Origin of the sequence: Sedimentitalea nanhaiensis DSM 24252, assembly GCF_000473225.1 — a bacterium.
Lineage (GTDB): Bacteria > Pseudomonadota > Alphaproteobacteria > Rhodobacterales > Rhodobacteraceae > Sedimentitalea > Sedimentitalea nanhaiensis.
The window spans coordinates 144,137-163,917 of the sequence record NZ_KI421509.1; the positions used below are offsets into that span (position 1 = coordinate 144,137).

At 62.7% G+C, this 19,781-nt stretch carries 18 protein-coding genes; 13 read left to right on the forward strand and 5 right to left on the reverse strand.

Going from position 1 to position 19,781, the window contains the following annotated elements; genetic code table 11:
• The first annotated feature begins 5 nt into the window (after positions 1 to 5).
• The 5 genes from NANH_RS0102270 (at position 6) to NANH_RS0102290 (ending at position 4,089) form a co-directional block, all read left to right on the forward strand.
• Positions 6 to 974, forward strand: coding sequence for a DUF6492 family protein (locus NANH_RS0102270; protein ID WP_027260584.1), 969 nt, complete (start codon positions 6 to 8; stop codon positions 972 to 974).
• A gap of 87 nt (positions 975 to 1,061) precedes the next feature.
• A complete protein-coding gene (locus NANH_RS0102275) occupies positions 1,062 to 2,348 on the forward strand; it encodes a lipoprotein-releasing ABC transporter permease subunit (RefSeq protein ID WP_027260585.1) in 1,287 nt (428 codons plus the stop codon).
• Positions 2,341 to 3,063, forward strand: coding sequence for an ABC transporter ATP-binding protein (locus NANH_RS25190; RefSeq protein WP_051372203.1), 723 nt, complete (start codon positions 2,341 to 2,343; stop codon positions 3,061 to 3,063). The genes NANH_RS0102275 and NANH_RS25190 overlap by 8 nt, the downstream gene beginning before the upstream one ends.
• Positions 3,064 to 3,267: 204 nt before the next feature.
• Complete coding sequence (locus tag NANH_RS0102285) at positions 3,268 to 3,681, forward strand: c-type cytochrome (RefSeq protein WP_027260586.1); 414 nt, start codon at positions 3,268 to 3,270, stop codon at positions 3,679 to 3,681.
• A 6-nt stretch (positions 3,682 to 3,687) separates the two neighbouring features.
• Positions 3,688 to 4,089: a c-type cytochrome gene (locus tag NANH_RS0102290; protein ID WP_027260587.1), complete on the forward strand. Its 402-nt coding sequence runs from the start codon at positions 3,688 to 3,690 to the stop codon at positions 4,087 to 4,089.
• A 602-nt stretch (positions 4,090 to 4,691) separates the two neighbouring features.
• Here NANH_RS0102290 and NANH_RS0102295 read toward each other — a convergent pair.
• From NANH_RS0102295 to NANH_RS0102305, 3 genes are all read right to left on the reverse strand, one after another.
• Positions 4,692 to 5,375 (reverse strand): hypothetical protein, encoded by a 684-nt coding sequence (locus tag NANH_RS0102295; protein WP_027260588.1) that lies wholly within the window; start codon positions 5,373 to 5,375, stop codon positions 4,692 to 4,694.
• 73 nt (positions 5,376 to 5,448) lie between these two features.
• On the reverse strand, positions 5,449 to 6,111 hold the full coding sequence (locus NANH_RS0102300) for a DNA-3-methyladenine glycosylase I (protein ID WP_027260589.1): 663 nt from the start codon (positions 6,109 to 6,111) through the stop codon (positions 5,449 to 5,451).
• A 125-nt stretch (positions 6,112 to 6,236) separates the two neighbouring features.
• Entirely contained in the window at positions 6,237 to 6,818 is a 582-nt protein-coding gene (locus NANH_RS0102305; RefSeq protein ID WP_027260590.1) for a hypothetical protein, read from the reverse strand.
• Between the two features lie 442 nt (positions 6,819 to 7,260).
• On the opposite strand from NANH_RS0102305, the gene folE2 reads away from it, so the two are divergent.
• Positions 7,261 to 8,361, forward strand: a complete 1,101-nt coding sequence (folE2, locus tag NANH_RS0102310) for a GTP cyclohydrolase FolE2 (RefSeq protein WP_027260591.1) — start codon at positions 7,261 to 7,263, stop codon at positions 8,359 to 8,361.
• A 184-nt stretch (positions 8,362 to 8,545) separates the two neighbouring features.
• Positions 8,546 to 8,884 carry a hypothetical protein gene (locus tag NANH_RS0102315; protein ID WP_051372204.1) on the forward strand — a complete coding sequence of 113 codons (339 nt, stop codon included), beginning with the start codon at positions 8,546 to 8,548 and terminating at the stop codon, positions 8,882 to 8,884.
• Positions 8,885 to 9,029: 145 nt separating this feature from the next.
• Here the strand turns inward: NANH_RS0102315 and NANH_RS29040 are convergent, their stop codons facing one another.
• Positions 9,030 to 9,815, reverse strand: coding sequence for a hypothetical protein (locus tag NANH_RS29040; RefSeq protein WP_154665554.1), 786 nt, complete (start codon positions 9,813 to 9,815; stop codon positions 9,030 to 9,032).
• Here NANH_RS29040 and NANH_RS0102325 point away from each other — a divergent pair.
• Genes NANH_RS0102325 through NANH_RS0102335 form a run of 3 tightly spaced genes read left to right on the forward strand, consistent with a single transcriptional unit; the run spans position 9,814 to position 13,895 of the window.
• Positions 9,814 to 11,262 (forward strand): TrkH family potassium uptake protein, encoded by a 1,449-nt coding sequence (locus tag NANH_RS0102325; protein WP_027260593.1) that lies wholly within the window; start codon positions 9,814 to 9,816, stop codon positions 11,260 to 11,262. The two genes, NANH_RS29040 and NANH_RS0102325, sit on opposite strands and share 2 nt — an antisense overlap.
• Entirely contained in the window at positions 11,262 to 12,863 is a 1,602-nt protein-coding gene (locus NANH_RS0102330) for a thiamine pyrophosphate-binding protein (RefSeq protein ID WP_074920525.1), read from the forward strand. The genes NANH_RS0102325 and NANH_RS0102330 overlap by 1 nt, the downstream gene beginning before the upstream one ends.
• 57 nt (positions 12,864 to 12,920) lie before the next feature.
• A complete protein-coding gene (locus tag NANH_RS0102335) occupies positions 12,921 to 13,895 on the forward strand; it encodes an HAD family hydrolase (RefSeq protein WP_051372206.1) in 975 nt (324 codons plus the stop codon).
• A 65-nt stretch (positions 13,896 to 13,960) separates the two neighbouring features.
• Here the strand turns inward: NANH_RS0102335 and NANH_RS0102340 are convergent, their stop codons facing one another.
• Positions 13,961 to 15,700: a serine protease gene (locus NANH_RS0102340; protein WP_027260596.1), complete on the reverse strand. Its 1,740-nt coding sequence runs from the start codon at positions 15,698 to 15,700 to the stop codon at positions 13,961 to 13,963.
• Positions 15,701 to 15,905: 205 nt separating this feature from the next.
• Between NANH_RS0102340 and NANH_RS0102345 the strand changes: the two genes are divergently transcribed.
• The 3 genes from NANH_RS0102345 (at position 15,906) to glyS (ending at position 19,768) form a co-directional block, all read left to right on the forward strand.
• Entirely contained in the window at positions 15,906 to 16,838 is a 933-nt protein-coding gene (locus NANH_RS0102345; RefSeq protein WP_027260597.1) for a glycine--tRNA ligase subunit alpha, read from the forward strand.
• 28 nt (positions 16,839 to 16,866) lie between these two features.
• Entirely contained in the window at positions 16,867 to 17,400 is a 534-nt protein-coding gene (locus NANH_RS0102350) for a DUF6446 family protein (protein WP_027260598.1), read from the forward strand.
• A gap of 67 nt (positions 17,401 to 17,467) precedes the next feature.
• Positions 17,468 to 19,768: a glycine--tRNA ligase subunit beta gene (gene glyS, locus NANH_RS0102355; RefSeq protein WP_027260599.1), complete on the forward strand. Its 2,301-nt coding sequence runs from the start codon at positions 17,468 to 17,470 to the stop codon at positions 19,766 to 19,768.
• Positions 19,769 to 19,781 lie beyond the last annotated feature (13 nt).

Consider the following 19,781-nt stretch of genomic DNA (forward strand, 5'->3'; position numbering starts at 1 on the left):
GATGAATGCTGACCCTTGTGACGATTGTGTTTTCCGGCGACGTGGAGTTGCTGCGGTATCAAGCCCGGTCCATCGCCCGGTTCGTGGCCCCGGACGACATTGCCGAGGTTCTGGTGATCATGAACGATGTCGATGAGACCGGGCTTCGGGCGGAACTGAACGAAATAGCCCCCGAATACGGCGCATTGGCCGGCAAGCTGCGCATTCTGGGCGGCGACGATGTCTTGCTTGGTGTGACGCGCAGCCGCCGCAGAACTCCGTTTGAATTTCTCTATGTCGAGCATCGCAACCGGTTGCCGTTTCTGGCGAGCAAAGGCTGGCGGGGGGGCAATGGGTACCGCATGCAACAGGCGCTAAAGCTGGCCTCGGCGCGCGCTGCCAGTACCGACCGGATGCTGATCCTGGACGCCAAGAACATCCTGCTGCGCAACCTGGACCCTGCTGAATTTTTCGATGACCAGAACCGGGCCTGTGCTGTGTATAACGTCCCCGAGCCAGTGTATCACCGCAGTTGGCTGCGCCACAGCTTACGGGCGCTGGACGTTCCGGTGGACATTGACGACATACCGGAAACCACCGGGTATGAAACGCCCTATCCGGTGAACCGCCAGTTGATGTTGCGGGTGCTGGACGAAGTCGCCCAGCGTTTCGGCTCGGTGCAGGCGTTGTTTGCCTCCAAAAAGCGACCGTCCGAATTCATGCTTCTATTTGCTTCGTGCTTGAAGAACGAGGGCAACGTCGGTCGCTGGTATTCGCGTTATCAAGGGCGGCATCTGGGGATCTGGAAAGAATACGGGGCCGAGACGATCAATGGAATCCTCGACGAGGCCGAAAGCAGGCCTCCTCTGACGCTTGGTCTGCATCGCAATGCCATCGCCCAATTTTCACAGCAGCAGCGGAGCCGGATCATCGGCATATATGACTCTGCCGGGTTGGACCTGCGCCCGCTGTTTGGCCCTGAAACCACCGATTGAGCCCGCGCCCGGTTACGGATAGATCGGGACGGTGCAACAGCGAAACGCAGAACGGAAATTCCCGATGAAACAAGCGAAACCCGCCTGATGGCGTCTGATCCTCCTCCTTTCGCGCCGTTCGAATGGATGATTGCCTGGCGGTATCTGCGCGCGCGCCGGGCCGAGGGTGGCGTCAGCGTCATGACCTGGATCAGTCTGGTCGGCATCACCTTGGCGGTGTTTGCCCTGATTGCCACGCTGGCGGTCCGGTCCGGATTCCGGTCGGAATTTGTCGGTACGATCCTGGGGGCGAATGCGCATGTGACAGTTTATTCCACCGGCACGCTGGATGCACAGGGGCGGCTGGACCGGACAATCGCGGAATATGACGCGATGGCCGAACGGGTGGCACAGGTGCCGGGGGTGACCCGGGTGGCACCGCTGGTCAAGGGGCAGGTGCTGGCAAGCCTGGGGTCGAACAGTTCCGGGGTCGAGGTTTTTGGCATTTCCGCCGAGAACCTTGTCAGCCTGCCCGGTATCGCGCAATCCGAACAGTCCTATGGCGACCTGTCCAGGTTTGATCAGGGCATCGCGCTCGGGTCCGGCGTCGCGCGCGCCATCGGGGCCGGGGTGGGCGACCGGATCAAGCTGACCTCGCCCAACGGGGTACGCACAGCCTTTGGCACCAGCCCGAGGGTCAATGCCTATGAGGTGATCTATGTCTTTACCGCCGGGCGCTATGACATCGACCGTACGCGGGTCTATCTGCCCCTTGCCGAGGCACAGGCGTTTTTCAACCGCGAGGGCGTGGCGGACGAATTGGAGGTGATGGTTGCGGATCCCGAAAACGTCGATTCGTTGGCGCCCGATATTCTGCGCGCGGCCGGAGATCGAACACAGAGCTGGACCTGGCGCGATGCGTCTGGCGGGTTTTTGCGCGCACTCGAGGTCGAAGATAACGTCATGTTCATCATCCTGTCGATCCTGGTGCTGATCGCGGCGATGAATATCGTTTCCGGGCTGATCATGCTGGTCAAGAACAAGGGGCGTGACATCGGCATCCTGCGGACCATTGGTCTGACCGAGGGGGCGATCATGCGGGTGTTCTTTATCTGCGGGGCCTTCACCGGGCTGATTGGCACCTGTATGGGGGTTATTCTGGGCTGTCTGTTTGCCCTTTATATCGACCCGATCTTTTCTTTTGTGAACTACATGATGGGCGGTGGCGTCTGGGATCCGTCGATCCGCGGCATTTATAACCTGCCTGCGGAACTGCATCTGTCGGATGTGATGTCCGCCGTGGGCCTGTCGCTGGGTCTGTCCTTTGTGGTGACGCTGTTTCCGGCCCGACGCGCAGCACAGATGAACCCTGTCGAGGCGTTGCGCTATGAGTGAACCCGTGCTGGAACTGACCGGCCTGACCAAGACCTACAAACCCGGCACACCGGGGGCGGTTCAGGTGTTGCGCGGAGCTGATCTGAGTATCGCTCCGGGGCAGGTCGTGGCGCTGGTCGCACCTTCGGGTGCGGGCAAGTCGACACTGTTGCATATCGCCGGTCTGCTGGACCTGGCCGATCAGGGCCGGGTGACGATCTGTGGGCAGGACATGACCGGCAAGAGCGATCGGATCCGCACGGCGGTGCGGCGTAGAGATGTGGGGTTTGTCTACCAGTTCCACCACCTTCTGCCCGAATTCAGCGCCGCCGAGAACATCCTGTTGCCGCAGCTGGCCAATGGTGTGGGACGCTCGGCGGCGCAAGCGAGGGCAATGAAGTTGCTGGACCGGGTCGGCATCGCAAACCGTGCCGATCATCGTCCGGCCGCCCTGTCCGGCGGCGAACAGCAGCGGGTGGCGTTTTGCCGCGCACTGGCCAATGCGCCGCGCCTGTTGCTGGCGGATGAACCCACCGGAAACCTGGATCCGGACACCTCGGACCAGGTGTTTGCCGCGATGATGGAACTGGTCGCAGGCACCGGGCTTTCGGCACTGATCGCAACCCATAACCTTGAGCTTGCTGCGCGCATGGACCGGGTGTTGCGGTTGGAGAACGGTCGTCTGACCGAAATCACCGGCCAGCAGGCGGGCGCGGGTTTCTTACAGTCCGACTGAATGCGAGCGCGCCGCGTTGGGTGTGCCTTGCAGGGCGTCAGGCGCAGAGCTTTGCTGCGGTTGATCTGGATCATGGCACGGGCTATGGACCTGTCCAACTCTGTCTGCAGGGATCATTGAGATGTGCTGGCCTGCCCGATGGGGGAGGCATGTTAAGATGATGGCCCTCGGTCGACGATTGGTGAACCCAGGGAGGGAAAGTAAATGCAGACCGTCCGATCCGCACTGGCAGCCGCTGCAATTTGTATCGGCGGTCCGGCGTTGGCGCAGGATACGGCCAAGGGGGCCGAACTGTTTCAAATACACTGTGCAACGTGCCATGGTATCGAGGCGGGCGGGCAGGGACCGATGGCCTCGGTACTGTTGGTCAAGCCCGCTGACCTGACCCGGCTGCAAGAGTCCAACGATGGTGTATTCCCCACCGAACGGGTGATCCGGCGCATCGATGGGCGCGACCCGCTGGTCAGCCACGGCAGTCCGATGCCGGTTTACGGGTACTTTTTCGAAGGCGAGGATGCGTCGATCAAGACGCCCAGCGGCCAGCCGGTCCTGACCAGCCGGGCAATCGTTGACCTGCTGGGCTATTTGCAGTCGTTGCAATCGTCAAACGAGGGATAACCGGGCATGAAATTTGCGTTCGGGGCGACGGTCTCAGTCTTGCTCGCGCTGGCCGCCTGTGGGCCTGCGGAGATGCCGGAACCTGGCGAGGGTGAAACGCTGTTCGTCGAGAATTGCACCGCCTGTCACGGCTATCGCGGCACGGGGGGCAATGCGCTGATCGGTGGGCAGGTGGCACCGGACCTGACGCAAATCTCGGCCAGAAATGACGGCAGCTTTCCACGCGCGCGGGTCATGTCGCAGATCGACGGCTATGGGCATGGACGGGTGTCGCAGGAAGCGATGCCGGAATTCGGCACATTGCTGCAGGGGGATCTGGTTCCGGTCGAGGTTGACGGGATCATGACCCCGACACCGCGCCCGCTCGCGGCTTTGCTGGCCTATCTGGAAAGCATTCAGGTACCCTAATCGGGCCTTTGGCGGGATCCCTGTCCGGCCTCGCAAAAGCCGCTCCGGCAGTGCTGCGTGGGCGCAGATGGCTGACTTCGACAAGCATGTCGAATGTCCGGGTGCCGCCCCGTCGCTGATGGGCATTGAGCCACGAGAAGGCTGACTGAGATCGGGTGAGTGTGGCGGCAGATACGGGAGTCGGCACCAGTCATCTTGAAAGCTTGCGCAGTAATCTGCTGAAAAGGAATGGGCCAAGCCGTCCAGACCCTTGTACCACCGGAGTACGGTGCCTGTACCGCGTCCGTCCAGGGGGCATCGCGCGGGCCCGGATCTGTTCGGTGACCGTCCCTTTGACCGGATAGACGGAACCGCCTTGTTTTGTACGACAGGCATGGGACAGCGAAGAACAGCATTGCGCTCGATATTTTCAGAAGCGGATCCCGGTCTGCACCGGCTGAAAGCGGCGCGTTAGCGCGCCAGTTTGCGGGTCTTCTGCCGGCGGTAAAAGCGAATCCCTTGAACGCGCGCGGCTTTGCGTATGCGTGTGGACTGCCCGCCGGGACCGTTGTCAGGGCACATCGAATATGGTCACCTGGCCGCTTTGGATCGTACCCTGTGAGCTAGGCGCAGATCCCGTCCAGTTCGGCACCTTTCCACGGAAGATAGACATTGCTTTCGCGCTGGGGTCCGGGCAGGTCCGCGACCGGAAAGCTCTCCCGCAACATGGCGTGCAGCCGTTGTGTGCGCGGCGCATCCGGTGCCAGGGCGCGGCAGCAAACGTATTCTTCGACAATCGCGCCCTGTTGCTCAAACCCATAGCTCAGAAAGTCCGGTGCGCCGTCAAGATCGAACAGATAGGGGTCGTCCACGCTGCCGTGTTCGGCGGCGGCGCGCATCGGGCTATAGCCGGTACGGCCCCGGTTCTGCCACTGCCAGACGTGGGTCAGTTCATGCGCCAGCAGCATGGACTGGATCAGGTACATACGTTCGGGATAGTCGGGCATGTAGTTGTCCAGGTACCAGTCACCAACAAAAAAGACCCGGTTGAACAGGGTGACAGCCGCCGGTTTGCTGGTCACCACGGCCTCTTTTACCGGGGGCAGAATGCGCTCTCGACAGGCAATACGCGGACGCGGTTTGCGGCGAAAGGTGACGGCGGCGACGGGCGCGCCCTTGACCAGCCGCACCCGGCTTGTGTCCAGCTGCGACCCCTGCAGAGCCTTGGCGAACTGCGTTTCGGTTTCGGTCAGGGGGCGGCCGCAAGCGGCGAGCAGGGACAGGATGAGAAGGGTGCGCAGGATCATGACACGATGATAGCCCGTTGCTCTGAGGTGGGGTAGACACCGGATGCGCAAAACGCGATTTTTCTGAGCCGGGTCAAAGGCTCATAGCAAGAACGCGGCTGATCTCGGTCAGCGGGCGCCCGGACTGATCCATCCAGGTGTTAAATGCATTCTGCACGGCGCGCAGGGCGGTTTTCGAGGTCGCGGGTTTGTCGATTACCCCCTCGGCAATCAGGCGGGCGGTGACGTCGCGGGACAGGATGAAGCCGTCGCGCCCAACGAAGCGCATGGCATATTGCGCCGTGCTGCCGCCCAGGCGCGAGCCTTGCGTTTTCAGCAGATCGAGCAGCCCGATATAGTCGGTCGAAGGCCAGCTGCCGAATACCTTTCCCGCGCCGCCGTCCTGACGCAGGTCCAGCAGAAAGGCGGCATTGTCGCGCACCGTGGCGATCTTGGTGCCGTTGCGGACGATGGCCGGGTTCCGCAGCAGGGCGTCAAATTTTTCGTCATCCATCATGGCGCATTTGCCGACGTCAAAGCCGTCAAAAGCGGCTTCGAATCCGTCCCATTTGGCTTCGATCACTTTCCAGTTGAAGCCGGCCTGAAAGACGCATTTGGTCAGGGTGGACAGCCAGCGATCTTCTGGGACTTGCGCCAGGTTTTCGCGGGTCTCGGGAGGCGTGAGCTGTGCGTTCAGCGCCGTCTTACCGCCGTGGCGGGCGGCAGCCATGTCGAAAATCCGGTCGAAGTCGCGCATGGTAATCCTCCGAAAATACCGGGAGAACCTTGCCCCTGACAATGTGCCGTTGCAACCGTTTTGGTTTGCTCCAGTATCGGCGTGGCCTTTATTATTTAATCTTTACAGTATCTTAATGGGATTTTCTATTCGGCTGCGGCGGTCTGTTCGACCTGGGTTTCGGGCGTGCGGGCCATCGGGCGTATGGCGCCGGATGCTGTGGCGTCGTGGTGGGCCTGACAGCGGCGGATCTCTTCAAAGGCTTTGCGCGAACCGGTCAGCGGATAGCGTCCCAGGCGGGTTTCGCCGTGCTGCCATTGCATCGTGCGTTCGCGCTGGAACTGGGCAATGAACTGATGCGCATCGGTGGCGTCGATCAGGATGTTCAGCCCCGGCAGGCCGTTCAGCATCACGCCATCCATGTTCAGCGTCCAGGCGGGCTGGGTGCCAAAGCGCAGTTGCACCTTGTATTCGGCCCCGTCCTTCATCGCCGACCAGCGCCGGTCCAGAATGGTGACATCCAGCGCCGGGGTCTTGCGGGTGTGGTCGAAGCCGATGAAAAAGGCGGTGTAATCTTCGTACAGAACAAAGGCTTGGCAGCCCTGCGAGCCGGGGTAGTAGGAGATGCGCCAATCGCCGATCGTTTTCCAGTCCACGGACTGCGCCGGCGCGACAGTCCCGCAGAGCAACAGCAAGGTCGTGAAGAAAACGGAAAAGTGACGCGCCATCAGGCCCTCGTGTAATGGTTCGGTACGGGTCTTGTAGCAGAAAACATCCGCCCGGTCCCGGTTGCCGCGTTACGACCTTTTGAAACCGATCTTGGAGCCCGAACCGAGTCTTCGTCAACCCAAGTTGACAAAAGGTAAACGGGTGTGGCCGGGATGGGTCCAAAATGACTTTGTTTGGCTGAACGGGTTGGGTTAACGGCGGTTTTCACCGTATGATCCCCGTACATACCCTGTACATATCGCGTCCATACGCGGGGCCGTATCGGGGCGGGTTAACAGGGCATGCGCCGCCAGACGGTTAACGCGACCGCAGGAGAGGGGTAGAATCTTTCCCATCAGGAAATAAATCTTCCAGATGCCTGACGAGATGATTGGCTAAATGTGCAATCCGGCCCTATGTTAGAGTCTGCAACCGCCCAGCCGGGCAAGATCGGAGCGTGATATGAACATCCATACGCCTGAACGCGAGCAACTGCCCGACCGGAGCGAGGCCGAAGCGGCGTTGAATGTGCTGCGGGCCTGGGCACGGCAGGCATCGGAGGCCGAGATCCTGGCGCTTGATCCGTCGGTTGCGCGGCTGTTGCCGCAGACAGGGCTGAATTACCCGTCGCTGTCGCGCAGCTATCCGCAGGATTTTGTCGTCGATGCTGCCTATCGCGACAGCCTGCCGGATCTGCAGAACGGGCCGTCCAGTCTGATCCGGGGTTCCAGACAGCAGATCCAGCACGTGGGGATTTCGAATTTCCGCCTGCCGATCCGGTTTCACACCCGCGATTCCGGCGATCTGACGCTGGAAACCTCGATCACCGGCACAGTGAGTCTGGAGGCGGACAAGAAGGGCATCAACATGTCGCGCATCATGCGCAGCTTTTACGCCCATTCCGAACGCACGTTCAGCTTTGAGGTGATGGAAGCGGCACTGGATGGGTACAAATCCGATCTGGACAGTTTCGATGCGCGGATCCAGATGCGGTTCTCGTTCCCGATGAAGGTCGAAAGCCTGCGGTCGGGCCTGTCGGGATACCAGTATTACGACATCGCGCTGGAACTGGTGGAAACCGGGGGCGTGCGCCAGAAGATCATGCATCTGGACTATGTCTATTCGTCGACCTGCCCCTGTTCGCTGGAGCTGAGCGAGCATGCGCGGGCGATGCGCGGGCAACTGGCGACGCCGCATTCGCAACGCTCGGTGGCGCGGATTTCGGTTCAGCTGGATCGCGAATCCGATTGCCTGTGGTTCGAAGACCTGATCGACGCCTGCCGCCGCGCGGTGCCGACCGAAACCCAGGTGATGGTCAAACGCGAGGACGAACAGGCCTTTGCCGAGTTGAACGCCGCCAATCCGATTTTTGTCGAGGACGCGGCGCGGTTGTTTTGTGAGCAGTTGCAGGCGGATCACAGGATCGCGGATTTCCGGGTTGTCGCCAGTCATCAGGAAAGCCTGCACAGCCACGATGCGGTCAGTATCCTGATTCAGGGCGAGACCTTTGCCAGCGGCAGTCTGGACCCCAAACTGTTCTCTACCCTGGTACATCCGGGCTGAAACCGGCCTGTTGGACCCGGGAATTTCCCCGAGCCGTACAGGGGATAGAGGCGTAATCCTGCAGAAATGCCGCAGTGCAGCAAAAATTGCTGCATCCGCGCGAATCACGTGATATGGTGCCAAAAAGCCCGTGTGCGATGGCCCGGATTCTCCGGGGCGGGGCATGAGGCGGAGGCGTGAGCATATGCACGAAACCATCGACCGCGCGAGCGATATGGCCAAGACCTGGAATTCCGTCGCGCAGATGACGGTGGACACCCAATGTATCGTGGCGATGCGGCTGTGGGGCATGTCGGGAACCTGGTCGGTTCCGCCGGGGGAATGTGACGAGATGATCCGCGAAAAGGCTCCGGCTTTCACCGAGGCTCTGGTTGCAGGCGTTTTGACCGCCCTGAACGGGCGTGGCCCGGACCGGGTGATGCAGGCGGTGATCGGGCCGTTGTCGGACCGCACAATCGCCAATCGGGCGCGGCTGGCCGATCGCGGGCCGCGGTGCTTTGGCTTTGGCCAGCAGACAGAATGACAGATCGAAATACGGAGCAATTCAACATGACACCCATTCCCAACCCGCTGCACATCCAAGCGGCGTACATGCGCGCCGCTGGTTTTGCGATCAGCACGAACATCCGCATCATGCAGATCATGACACGCTCGGCAATGCGGGCCCCCTATCTTCCGGTCAGCGCCCTCACGGCTGCTGTGACCGAGAGAGGGCGCGCTGTTACGAAAGCGGCTGCGCCGACCCCGGTTGCGAAGGCGGCTGCGACCCCGGTTGCGAAGGCGGCTGCGACCCCGGCTGCGAAAGCTGCGGCGGCCCCGGCTGCGAAGGCGGCTGCGGCCCCGGCTGCGAAGGCGGCTGCGGCCCCGGCTGCGAAAGCTGCGGCGACCCCGGCTGCGAAAGTCGCTCCGGCCCCGGTTGCGAAGGCTGCGCCAGCCCCGGTTGCGAAGGCTGCGCCAGCCCCGGTTGCGAAGGCTGCGCCGACCCCGGCTGCGAAAACCGCGCCGACCCCGGTTGCGAAAACCGCGCCGACCCCGGTTGCGAAGGCTGCGCCAGCCCCGGTTGCGAAAGCTGCGCCGACCCCGGTTGCGAAAGCTGCGCCGACCCCGGCTGCGAAAGTCGCTGCGGCCCCGGTTGCGAAAGCCGCGTCGGCCCCGGCTGCGAAGGCTGACTCCAAAGCTGCGGTGCAGACCGCAATGGCGCTGGAGACCGAGGCCAAGGCACCGGTTGCGGCCAAGAAGACCACCACCCGCAAGACGCGCACCCGTCGCGCATCCGCCAAGGCGGCGGGCACTGCGGCAAAAACCACTGCAAAAACCGCCGAAACCAAACCGGCGCCCAAGACCACGTGACGCCGACCGACGGCCTGCGCCAGACGCGGGCCGTCGTTCCCTGTTGGCACGGGGCCGGGTGGCGCTTGACAGTTCGGCCCGGTGCCGCCAACGCTGCGCCCCATGATTGACCTGCGTCCCGTCGGATATGTGATCGGCCTTTTGGTAGCGATTTTGGGTGCGACCATGCTGTTGCCCATGCTTGCCGATCTGATCGAAGGGCGCGCGCATTGGCCGGTGTTCCTGGAAAGCGCGGTGATCACCATTCTGACCGGTGGGCTGATTGCGATCAGCTGTTCCAACGGGGTCAAACAGGGGCTGAGCATTCAGCAGACTTTTTTGCTCACCACCTCGGTTTGGGTTGCGTTGCCGCTGTTCGGGGCCATGCCCTTTATGATGGGGGCCACCGATCTGAGCTTTACCGACGCGTTCTTTGAGGCGATGTCCGGGCTGACCACCACCGGCTCGACCGTGTTGTCGGGGCTGGACACCCTGCCGCGTGGCATTCTGCTGTGGCGGGGCATTCTGCAATGGCTTGGCGGTATCGGCATCATTGTCGTTGCCATGGTGTTTTTGCCCGAGCTGCGGGTCGGGGGCATGCAGATTTTCCGCAGCGAAGCCTTTGAGACCATGGGCAAGATCCTGCCGCGCGCGGCCCAGATCGCCAGCCGTATCTCGGTGATCTACGTGGTGATCACGGCGGCCTGCATGCTCTGTTATCTGATCCTGGGCATGACGTTCTTCGACGCGCTTGTGCATGCGCTCACCACGGTGTCCACCGGCGGGTTTTCCAATTACGATGCGTCGTTCGGCACGTTTTCCGGCCCGCCGGAATATGTTGCGTCGGTGTTCATGATTCTCGCCGCATTGCCGTTTGTGCGCTATGTCCAGCTGATCAACGGCAACACCACGGCGATCTGGCGCGATTCGCAGATCCGGGCGTTTCTGGGCACCATTCTGGTGCTGGTTCTGGTCATGTGGTTCGAATTACAGCGGATTTTTCCGAACCATTGGGAGCAGTCCTTTCGTGAGGCTCTGTTCAACATCACCTCGATCATTTCGGGCACCGGCTATGCCAGTGTCGATTACATGAGCTGGGGGCCGCTGCTGATCACTCTGTTCTTTTTCATCGGCCTGATCGGCGGCTGTGCCGGGTCCACCGCCTGTTCGGTCAAGATCTTTCGCTATCAGCTGTTGTTCGCCTCGATCCGCGCGCAGTTGCAGCGCATTCGCAGCCCGCACGGGGTGTTCACGCCGCGCTACGAGGGGCGGGTCGTGCCCGCCGATGTGCTGAGTTCGGTGATGTCGTTCTTTGTTTTCTTTGTCGTCACGCTGGGGGTGGTCAGCTGGCTTTTGGCCCTGACCGGGCTGGATTTCACCACCGCCGTGTCAGGTGCGGCGACCGCGTTGGGCAATATCGGACCGGGGCTGGGCGATATCATCGGTCCGGCGGGAAACTTTGCCCCGTTGAATGACGCCGCCAAATGGGTTCTGTCCATCGCCATGCTGATCGGTCGCCTGGAACTGATGGCGGTCTATGTCATTGTTACCGTACAATTCTGGAGAGCCTGATGCCGGCCGCTATCGATCCGAACCGCCGCCCGCTGGGGGCGCAGATATCCCATATGCTGCACGATCGCGGAGTCGACGTGATCTTTGGCATTCCCGGCGTTCACAATCAGGAAATGTACCGCGGTATCCAGGAGGCAGGGATCACCCATGTGCTGGCGCGGCACGAACAGGGGGCCGGGTTCATGGCCGATGGGTATGCCCGTGCCACCGGGCGGCCCGGCGTGGTCTATGTGATCACCGGACCGGGCCTGTGCAACACGCTGACGCCGCTGGGGCAGGCCTATTCCGATTCGGTGTCGGTGCTGGCGATTTCCTCGTGTCTGGACGAGACCGCCGCGCGCCGGGGGCAGTTGCACCAGATGAAGGATCAGGAAATCGCCGCCGCGACCGTCTGTGACTGGTCCGAAACCGCGCTGACGGCGGCGGCGGCGTATGGGCTGATCGAGCGGGCGTTCGAGGAGTTTGAAACCTTGCGTCCGCGCCCCAAGCATATTCAGGTGCCGATCGCACAGCTGCGGGCCGAGGCCGACCGGGCCCCTGCACCGAATTTGCCCGCCGTGCGGACGCAGGGGAGCGCGGCGGATATCGCGCCGCTGCTGGAACTGTTGAAGGCGGCGCGCCGTCCGCTGTTCATTCTGGGTGGCGGCGCGCGCGGGGCCGATTGGCGGCAGGTGATGCGCCAGCTGGGCGCGGCCTGTTTTCAGACTTATGCCGGGCGCGGCTGTGTCGGGGCGGGCTATGGGCTGGATTTCGGCTCGACCCTGGCGCGGCCGGGCAGCGCCGAGGTGATCGGAGGCGCCGATCTGGTGGTGGCGGTGGGCACCGAACTGGCCGAGGTCGATCTGTGGCGGAGCGAGCTGGGCCATACGGCACCTTTGGTGCGGGTGGATATCGATCCGGCCATCCTGGCGGATGGCCAGCGCGCCACCGTCAAGCTGTTGGCGGATGCCGCACAGGTGGCACATGTGTTACAGGCGGCGACCGAAGGCCGCGCGGCAAACACCGACTGGACCGAGGACGAGGTCGCGCAGGCCTGTGCGCGCTGGCGGGCCGAAACCGAGTCCGAGCGCCCCGGCATCGTGCCGATCTGCGAGGTCCTGCGTGCGGCCCTGCCGGCCGATACGATGATCTATTCCGACATGACCCAGTTCGCCTATGTGGCGAAAGAGATCTGGGCGATGGATCGGCCCGGCCACTGGCATCACCCTTACGGCTTTGGGACGCTGGGCTATGCGCTGCCTGCGGGGATTGGCGGGGCGGTCGGGCGGCCCGGTCTGCCGACGATGGCGATCATTGGCGATTACGGGTTCCATTACACCATGGCCGAGCTGGGCGTGGCGGTCGAACTGGGTCTGCCGCTGCCGATCGTCCTGTGGGACAATGGCAAGCTGAAAGAGATCGAGGACAGCATGACAGGTGCGCAGATCGCCCCCAACGCGGTGATGGCGCGCAACCCGGATTTCTGCAAGCTGGCCGAGGCGTTTGGAGCCCATGCGGTGGCCCCCGAAACGCTGGAGCAGTTGCAGGCGGCGGTGCGGGCGGCGTTTGCGGCCGATGGGCCGACGCTGGTCCATGTCACGCCGGATATCCTGCGCGGTTGACAAGATGCAACCGGACCGGTCCTGTTGGGCCTGAGTTATCCAGCAGGGAGAGTTATCATGTCGTTGCGACCTATGATCGTGGTGATGATCGTCATGGCGGGGGCGGGGCAGGCCGATCCGTTGCCATCATGGAACGATACCGATGCCAAGGCCCGGATCACCGAATTTGTCGCACGGGTCACGGATGTGGATGGCGACAGCTATGTCAGCCCCGCCGAACGGATCGCGGTGTTTGACAACGACGGTACGCTTTGGGTCGAGCAGCCGGTCTATACCCAGCTTCTGTTCGCGGTGAACCGGGTTGCGGAACTGGCCAGGGAGGATCCGTCGATTTTGACCAGCGATGCGTTGAAGGCGGCGGCGGCCGGGGACATCAAAGGCGTGTTTGCCCAGGGGAGGGACGGGCTGTTCGAGGTGATCAGCGCCTCGCACAGCGGTATTTCGGTCGATGAGTTCACCGAGGTGGTACAGGGCTGGATGCAGACCGCGCGGCACCCGGATACCGGCCGCGCGTTTGATGACATGACCTATCAGCCGATGCTGGAACTGTTGCGCTATCTGCGCGACGAGGGGTTCACAACCTATATCGTGTCCGGCGGCAGTATCCACTTTATGCGCGCCTTTGCCGACGCGGCATATAACATTCCCCCGCAACAGGTGATCGGCACCATTCTGAATTCCAGCTATCAGGTGATTGACGGCGACCCGGTGGTGATGAAGGATCCGGGCCTGTTCTTTAATGACGACAAAGAGGGAAAGCCGATCGCCATCGACACCCGCATTGGGCGGCGGCCGATCTTTGCAGCGGGCAATTCGGATGGCGATTTCCAGATGCTGGAATGGACCACGGCAGGAGAAGGGGCGCGGTTCGGGATGATCGTGCATCACACCGATGCAGAGCGCGAATATGCCTATGATCGCGACAGCAGCATCGGCGGGCTGGAACGGGGGCTGGACGAGGCCGGGGACCGGGGCTGGCTGTTGGTCGATATGGCTGAGGATTGGAAGACGATCTGGTCCTCTGGCGAGTGATACCGCCGACCGGGAAGTGAGATGCCGCAGCCGCAAGCGCTGCGGCATCTGTGTTTGTGACGGTGTCAGTCCCAGCAGCTGACCAGAACGGTCATGCCAAAGGCGACGCGGTTCAGATCGCCCGGTGCCAGGCTGTCGGTCTGGTCGCTGTCGGCTGCCTGCAACCCGGCCCGATCCAGAACCGCGCGGATTGCGCCCGCATCGGCGGAAAGGCTGACATCCTGTGGCAGGTCGCGGTTCGGGTTCCGGGCCGGCAGAAGCATGCCCAGCACGCCACCCGCGGCATCGATCACCGGACCGCCGGCATCGCCGGGCAGGGCGTTCAATGCCAGGCGGGTCAACTCGGATTCACCGGCCAGCCCCTTGACGTCGGCCAGCGTGCCGTGGGTCAGGGTCGGTCCGCCTAGAACGCCGCCATAGCTGAACCCGGACACCGTGACCGGCGATTGCAGGCGGCCCTTGTCGCGGCGGAACCGGGCCACCGACATCGGCGCCAGGGCCTGCGTCGGACGCAGCACCGCAACCCCCAGCCCGGCGTCCGAGACCGCCACCTGTGCAGGGTATTCATCGTCAAGCGTGATTCTGGCGCAGCCCTCGATGGCATCGGCGGTGGTCACCACCGCGCCCCGGTTATCGACATAAAACCCCGACCGGGTCAGCCGGGGTTTACGCACCTGAAGCCCGGACAGAAGATCGACACTCTGCGCGGAGTCCCCGGTGGCGGGATCCAGCACCGCGTCGGTGCGGGTGAAGCTGGCCTGCATCGCGTCCAGAACCCGCAGGCGGCGGGCCTCATCGCCCTCGGGCCAGATCAGCGTGAAACCTTTGATCTGGCCGTCCGCTAGCGCCGCCTCGGTATAGGACACCATGCCCTTGCCGCGCCCTTCCAGCGTGAAGCGGTCCTTGCCGCGGTTGCGCGGACCGTCCAGCGGCACGATCTCCAGCGTCTGCATGATGTCATACAGCCCGTACAGGGTGGCCCGTGTGCCCGGCTGGCTGATCAACAACAGCCGCACGCCCAGATCGCCGGTAGCGTCGTAATGGGCAAAGGGCGGTTCGTAACGGGCAAATCCGACCTCGGCCATGGGCAGGTCGATTTCGATTCCGGCACCCACATCGTGCACCCGGCGCATGCCGGTGCTGATCAGCGGCGCATTGTAGCGATCCATCAGCGCCTGACGTTGCAGGGTGGTCAGCACGCCGGTGGGCTCGTAACCGCTTGCAAGCTGCCAATCGGCCATCGAGCGCCGGGTGCCCGCGCCAAAGGCCCCGTCGATGGCCGCGTTATAGAACCCCGCCGCGCGCAGGGCGGTTTGCAGGTCCTTGCGTTGTCCGGCGCTCAGCAGACGTTCGCCGCGCCGTGCCTCGGCGGGGGTTTCATCGGCCGGGGTAACCGGCTCGGCGGTCTGCGCCGCCACGGTCGGGGCCGCGGGTTGCGGGGCGGCGATCACGCCGCGGTTCAGTACATTGGCCCCGCCGGGCCAGTATTGCGCGCCCAGATTGCGCGAATAGGCGATAAAGCTGTCGCGGGGGATCAGCCGGTCGGCGCGATAGGTGCGAAGCACGCGTTCGGCATCGTCGCGAAGGTATGGACCCAGCAGAATGCCATACCAGCTGCCGCCCAGCGAAAAGCCGTTCACATCCGCCAGACGGGCGGCATAGTCCTGGGCGCGCTGTTGTGCGGTGGTCAGACTGGGATGGGCCTCGATCTGGACCCAGACCCCGGTTTCATTGCCCTGTTGCGCCGACGCGGTGCCGGTCAGTCCCGCAAGCGCCCATACCAGTAGCGCGAATACTCTTGTCATCATTCAATCTCAGCCTGCTTTCGGTTTCGTGCAGATAATCAGGAAAACGTTAAAATTGCCATGCCTTTTCAAGCCGCATTCAAACCTGACGGGACTGCTTTGCGCCGTTGACCCCGCCTGGCGTCGGGCTTAGGTAAAACCGGCCCTGAAACCGCCCTTGCGGGCCGGGGCCGCACGACCGCCACACCGACAGGGAAGCCGCCGCATGACCGATCAGACCACGCCGCCCCGCTCTTTTCAGGAGATCATCCTGCGTCTGCAAACCTATTGGGCGGCCAAAGGCTGTGCCATCCTGCAACCCTACGACATGGAGGTCGGGGCGGGCACGTTTCACCCGGCGACCACGCTGCGCAGCCTGGGCAGCACGCCCTGGGCGGCGGCCTATGTGCAGCCGTCGCGCCGCCCCACCGACGGGCGGTATGGCGAGAACCCGAACCGGTTGCAGCATTACTATCAGTATCAGGTGCTGATCAAACCCAGCCCGCCCGATCTGCAGGAGCTGTATCTGGGCAGCCTGCAGGCCATCGGCGTCGACATGGAACTGCATGACATCCGGTTTGTCGAAGACGATTGGGAATCGCCGACGCTGGGGGCCTGGGGGTTGGGTTGGGAGGTCTGGTGCGATGGCATGGAAGTGTCGCAATTCACCTATTTCCAGCAGGTCGGCGGCCATGATTGTGCCCCGGTGTCCGGCGAGCTGACCTATGGGCTGGAGCGTCTTGCGATGTATGTGCTGGGCATCGATCACGTCATGGATATGCCGTTCAACGATCCGCAATCGCCCATACCGCTGAGCTATGGCGACGTGTTCAAACAGACCGAAGAGGAATACGCCCGGTGGAATTTCGATATTGCGGATACCGAAGTTCTGTTGCGTCACTTTGAAGAGGCCGAAGCCGAATGCGCCGCGATCCTGTCGCATCCGGCGGACGACCCCAAGACCGGCAAGCGCATCATCATGGCGCATCCCGCCTATGATCAATGCATCAAGGCATCGCATATTTTCAACCTGCTGGACGCGCGCGGGGTGATTTCGGTGACCGAGCGGCAGGCCTATATCGGGCGGGTGCGGGCATTGGCCAAGCAATGCGCGGATGCTTTCGTGATGACCGCCGCCGGAGGGCGGCAGGCGGCATGAGCCTGCGCCGGTTGCGGCGGGCTGCGTCATGATGGGCAAGGTCTTGGCCGTCGCGCTGCTGGTTTGCGGTTTGATTGCAGGCGGGGCGATGTATTATCTGCAGGTCTATGGCTATTACCACGAGGTCGCGGCCAGCGGCCCGGAGGATGTCGCCATCGTGTCGCTGGCGACCGATGCGCCCGAGCCGATCCCGCATTCCGGGTTTCGCGCCATTGACGCCGACAGCTCGCCGATCCGCTATCGCGCCTGTTTTGACACCACCGCCGACCCCGCCGCGCTGTCGCAGACCTATTGGGACATCGCGGGGGCCGATCCGCGCAATGCGCCGGGCTGGTTTGACTGTTTTGACGCCGCCGCCATTGCCGCGCAGATCCAGAACGGCAGCGCGCGGGTGTTTATGGGGCAGAAGAACGTGCATTACGGCGTCGACCGCATCGTGGTCATCACCGACGATGGCCGCGGATTCGCCTGGAACGAGCTGAACGATTGCGGTGCCAAGGCCTATGACGGCACTGTCGTGGGCGAGGAATGCCCGCAGCCCGAACATGATCCCGGCAGTTGATTGCCGCCCCCTCGACACCGCTGGCGCAGATGCTATGCAGCCGCGCAAGACCACGTAAGGACGCCCGATGCCCGACCTGCTGATTGAACTGTTTTCCGAGGAAATTCCGGCCCGAATGCAGGGCCGCGCCGCCGAGGATCTGAAAAAGCGCGTCACCGACGGGCTGGTCGAGGCCGGTCTGACCTATGCCAGCGCCGCTGCATTTTCGACGCCGCGCCGTCTGGCGTTGACGGTGCAGGGGCTGTTGGCCCATTCGCCCACCCTGCGCGAAGAGCGCAAGGGGCCGCGGGCGGATGCGCCCGACAAGGCGATCGAGGGCTTTTTGCGCGGTGCGGGTCTGAGCCGCGATCAGCTGGAAACCCGCGACACGCCCAAGGGGGCGGTGTATTTCGCGCTGATCGAGAAACCCGGGCGTCCGGCGGCGGAGATCGTGGCCGAAGTGCTTGAGACGACGATCCGAAATTTCCCCTGGCCCAAGTCGATGCGCTGGGGCGACGGCAGTCTGCGCTGGGTGCGGCCGCTGCAATCGATCCTGTGCCTGTTGTCGGATACCGATGGCAATCAGGTGGTGCCGCTGGACCTGGACGGGATCACCGCCGGGGCCACCACGCAGGGTCACAGGTTCATGGCACCGGGAGAGTTTTCGGTAAATTCCTTTGATGATTACGAGGCAAAGTTAAAGCGTTCCCATGTGGTGCTGAATGCCGGGGAACGCGGCGATCACATCTGGGCGGATGCCACAAACTTAGCATTTGCCGCCGGGCTTGAGGTGGTGCCGGATCAGGGATTGCTGGCCGAGGTGGCCGGTCTGGTGGAATGGCCGGTGGTGCTGATGGGAACGATTGATACGCAGTTTCTGGACCTGCCGCCCGAGGTGTTGCAGACCAGCATGCGCGAGCATCAGAAGTTCTTTTCGGTGCGCGATCCGAAAAGCGGGCAGATCACCCGGTTCATCACCGTGGCCAACCGCGAGACGGCGGACAATGGTGCAACGATTCTGGCGGGCAATCAAAAGGTGCTGTCGGCCCGGCTGGCGGATGCCAAGTTCTTCTGGGACAACGATCTGCGGGTGGCCAGATCGGACATGGGCGTCTGGACGCAGGCGCTTGAGAGCGTGACGTTCCATAACAAGCTGGGCAGTCAGGGCGACCGGATCCGCCGCATTGCCGCGCTGGCGCGCGAACTTGCGCCCGCGGTCGGGGCCGATGCCGATCAGGCGGACCTGGCCGCAGGTCTGGCCAAGGCCGACCTGTCCAGCGAGATGGTCTATGAATTCCCGGAACTTCAGGGGCTTATGGGGCGGTATTACATCGAGGCCGCAGGCCATCCCGCCGAGGTCGCCGCCGTGGCGCAGGAACATTATTCGCCGCTTGGCCCATCCGATGTCGTGCCCACCGCGCCGCTGTCGGTGGCGGTGGCACTGGCCGACAAGCTGGACACGCTGACCGGGTTCTGGGCGATCGACGAGAAACCCACCGGGAGCAAGGACCCCTTTGCCCTGCGCCGCGCGGCGCTGGGGGTTATTCGGTTGGTGTTGGAAAATGGGCTCAGTATTAACTTCATTGATGCAATCAGAAGAGCATATTTGGAGTTGCTTTTCCCTAATAATCTACGCTCAAATTGGCTTTACATTGGCAACCCGACTCCCGAAGCCCCATTTAAGGTAAACGCAATCGCGCCGAAGTTCTCACATGATCTTCTGCCAATTCGAGAGATTGTATATTTCTACAAAAGCGAAAATCCAGATCGTTTTTTGGATGCGTGGACCACTAAATTGGAGCTGCCGAGCTTCGTGAAGGAAGATGTTGAAGTTGCTCAGTTCCGTTGCTTCACGTCAGTTGTATCTGACCTCCTCGCCTTCATCCACGACCGCCTCAAGGTCTACCTTCGCGATCAGGGCATTCGCCATGACATCATCGACGCCTGCATTGCCATGCCCGGCAGTGATGACTTGACCTTACTGGTCAAACGCGCGCGGGCGCTGAACGATGGTTTGGCGACCGAGGATGGTGAAAACCTGGTGCAGGGGTTCAAGCGGGCCAACAATATCCTCACCCAGGCCGAGGCCAAGGACGGGGTGGAATATTCCTATGGCGCGGATGTGAAATTTGCCGAGAGCGACAGCGAAAAGGCGCTGTTTGCGGCGCTGGACGCGGCCAAGGCCAAAATCGACCCGGCGCTGGCGGCCCAGGATTTTCCGGCGGCGATGGCGGCGATGGCCGCATTGCGCGCACCGATCGACGCGTTTTTCGAGGATGTGCAGGTCAATACCGACAGCGAAATCCTGCGGCGCAACCGGCTGAACCTGCTGAGCCAGATCCGCCAGATCTGTAGCTCGGTCGCGGATCTGACGCGGATCGAGGGGTGAGCAGGCTCTCTGG

Coding starts and splice junctions, on each gene's coding strand:
- NANH_RS0102270 (WP_027260584.1), top strand. CDS start 6: ATGCTGACCCTTGTGACGATTGTGTTTTCCGGCGACGTGGAGTTGCTG.
- NANH_RS0102275 (WP_027260585.1), top strand. CDS start 1,062: ATGGCGTCTGATCCTCCTCCTTTCGCGCCGTTCGAATGGATGATTGCC.
- NANH_RS25190 (WP_051372203.1), top strand. CDS start 2,341: ATGAGTGAACCCGTGCTGGAACTGACCGGCCTGACCAAGACCTACAAA.
- NANH_RS0102285 (WP_027260586.1), top strand. CDS start 3,268: ATGCAGACCGTCCGATCCGCACTGGCAGCCGCTGCAATTTGTATCGGC.
- NANH_RS0102290 (WP_027260587.1), top strand. CDS start 3,688: ATGAAATTTGCGTTCGGGGCGACGGTCTCAGTCTTGCTCGCGCTGGCC.
- NANH_RS0102295 (WP_027260588.1), bottom strand. CDS start 5,375: ATGATCCTGCGCACCCTTCTCATCCTGTCCCTGCTCGCCGCTTGCGGC.
- NANH_RS0102300 (WP_027260589.1), bottom strand. CDS start 6,111: ATGCGCGACTTCGACCGGATTTTCGACATGGCTGCCGCCCGCCACGGC.
- NANH_RS0102305 (WP_027260590.1), bottom strand. CDS start 6,818: ATGGCGCGTCACTTTTCCGTTTTCTTCACGACCTTGCTGTTGCTCTGC.
- folE2 (WP_027260591.1), top strand. CDS start 7,261: ATGAACATCCATACGCCTGAACGCGAGCAACTGCCCGACCGGAGCGAG.
- NANH_RS0102315 (WP_051372204.1), top strand. CDS start 8,546: ATGCACGAAACCATCGACCGCGCGAGCGATATGGCCAAGACCTGGAAT.
- NANH_RS0102325 (WP_027260593.1), top strand. CDS start 9,814: ATGATTGACCTGCGTCCCGTCGGATATGTGATCGGCCTTTTGGTAGCG.
- NANH_RS29040 (WP_154665554.1), bottom strand. CDS start 9,815: ATGGGGCGCAGCGTTGGCGGCACCGGGCCGAACTGTCAAGCGCCACCC.
- NANH_RS0102330 (WP_074920525.1), top strand. CDS start 11,262: ATGCCGGCCGCTATCGATCCGAACCGCCGCCCGCTGGGGGCGCAGATA.
- NANH_RS0102335 (WP_051372206.1), top strand. CDS start 12,921: ATGTCGTTGCGACCTATGATCGTGGTGATGATCGTCATGGCGGGGGCG.
- NANH_RS0102340 (WP_027260596.1), bottom strand. CDS start 15,700: ATGACAAGAGTATTCGCGCTACTGGTATGGGCGCTTGCGGGACTGACC.
- NANH_RS0102345 (WP_027260597.1), top strand. CDS start 15,906: ATGACCGATCAGACCACGCCGCCCCGCTCTTTTCAGGAGATCATCCTG.
- NANH_RS0102350 (WP_027260598.1), top strand. CDS start 16,867: ATGATGGGCAAGGTCTTGGCCGTCGCGCTGCTGGTTTGCGGTTTGATT.
- glyS (WP_027260599.1), top strand. CDS start 17,468: ATGCCCGACCTGCTGATTGAACTGTTTTCCGAGGAAATTCCGGCCCGA.